We start from the raw sequence: 1,799 nt of genomic DNA on the forward strand, positions 1-1,799 counted from the left end.
CAGTTAAGGCGATAGCTGGTCAGCTACCTGAAGGGGAGGGCACGAAGCCCCCGTGCTTCAGCCGGGGGTGCTGACCCAATAATGGTAGCACCGGAAGTTGACTGAAAAGCCAACAAAAGCGCTTGCCAGAAAGCATAGCATAGCAAATAAATTTGCATTTGGCTAGAAGCTTAACATTAATTTTTTAACAAATTCAATGAACTTTTGTAAAGATCCTGAAACCCATTATTTCTCAGGGCCGATCGCCCAGGAATTGGATCGGGATGCGATCGCCCACCTGCAGGCCCAATGCGAGCGATCGACCCCCCCGCAACTCGATGACGCTATCGACGGGGACATCGGGGCCGTAACTGGGGCAGGGGTCGGCCGTGCAGGGGGGAGCGTTGACCTCGATGTACTGCACGATCCCATCCCGCAGGAAAATCATGTCCAGGGGAATTTTGCAGTTTTTCATCCAAAACCGGGCGATTTGGGGGGAATCGAAGGGAAACAACATCCCGCGATCGTCCGGGAGGGAGGTGCGGTACATCAGGCCCATCGCCTGCTGTTCGGGAGTTTCCGCCACTTCCAATTGGATCGTCTCGCCGGCGATCGTGGCCCGGGCCGTGATGGGGAGCATCTGTCCTCGATTTTCGGATGCTGCGATGGGGGTGGATTCGCCCCGTTCCGGGGGGGCAGACTTGAGCGGTTGGCCGCAACTGGCCAACAGCAAACCCGTTATCAAACAACTCAACCCAATTTGGCAATATGGAAGAGCGGGTGATCGATGGTGAAATGTCGATTTCATTTCGGATATCAACTGACTTCCTCTGCTTCCTGTGCCCCCCTGCCTCCGGTCGCCTCCTCATACATCTAGGCATCTCGCAGCACATATCCTACACCCCGGACGGTCTGGATCAACCGTTTCTCCCCTTCCTCTTCGATCTTGAGGCGCAAATACCGGATGTAAACTTCGATCACGTTGGATTCGCCCAAAAAGTCGTATCCCCAGACGTTTTCGAGAATTTGCTCCCGGGTCAGTACCTCCCGGGGGTGTTCCATCAGATATTTGAGCAACTCGAATTCCTTCATGGTCAGGTCGATCGCCCGGTTGTTGCGGACTGCCCGCCTCGTCGCCAAGTCTAACATCAAATCGCCGAATCGGAGCACGTCGTCGCTGGTGCGATCGGGTTGCAGGTACAGACGCACCAACTGCAGGAAGCTTTCCGAGCGGTAGGGTTTGAGAAAATAGTCGTCCGCCCCGGATTCCAGGCAAGCCACCCGGTCGTCCACCGTATCCCGGGCCATGAACACGAGCAGCGGCGTCCGGTGGCCGAGATCTCGGATTTGGCGGCACAGGGACAGCCCCGACTCCCCGCCCAACAGGCGATCGACCACGATCAGGGCCGGCTGCAGTTCCGTGGCTCGGTGCAGGCCGATCGCGGCCGTGGGGGCGATGACGGGGTAGTAGCCGGACTCCTGCAAGTCCAAGCTGACATTTTGGGCCAGCAGCTCGTCGGCTTCGACGATCAGGATCGAGGGATGGGAATCTAGGGCGATCGCACTCATATCTCGCGCTTACACTCATTATAAAAATATAGCAGCCCGCTTTCGGCTTTGAACTCTCAGTTTCGTTTGAGCACGTCGGATCGGCGGCCCGCCCCACTTCGGAGGCCGGATTTCGGAGCGACGGAGAAGAATACACCTTTTCCGGTTCTGCTATAGCGGGAGATTATCTTTGGCGTTGACTTCTCCCCGGTCTAAAGACGCGGGGATTCTTAAGCCGTCCAAAACTGAACTCTTAAAGGCATAGTCAATGT

At 56.4% G+C, this 1,799-nt stretch carries 2 protein-coding genes; both read right to left on the bottom strand.

The features are described 5' to 3' along the window. Positions 1 to 232: 232 nt before the first annotated feature. Positions 233 to 787 (bottom strand): DUF192 domain-containing protein, encoded by a 555-nt coding sequence (locus AC0QHF_RS00005; protein ID WP_375341381.1) that lies wholly within the window; start codon positions 785 to 787, stop codon positions 233 to 235. 65 nt (positions 788 to 852) lie between these two features. Further along, a complete protein-coding gene (nblR, locus tag AC0QHF_RS00010; RefSeq protein ID WP_324702149.1) occupies positions 853 to 1,548 on the bottom strand; it encodes a response regulator transcription factor NblR in 696 nt (231 codons plus the stop codon). Positions 1,549 to 1,799: the final 251 nt, after the last annotated feature.

The organism is Lyngbya sp. CCY1209 (assembly GCF_055795065.1).

Coding starts and splice junctions, on each gene's coding strand:
- AC0QHF_RS00005 (WP_375341381.1), bottom strand. CDS start 787: ATGAAATCGACATTTCACCATCGATCACCCGCTCTTCCATATTGCCAA.
- nblR (WP_324702149.1), bottom strand. CDS start 1,548: ATGAGTGCGATCGCCCTAGATTCCCATCCCTCGATCCTGATCGTCGAA.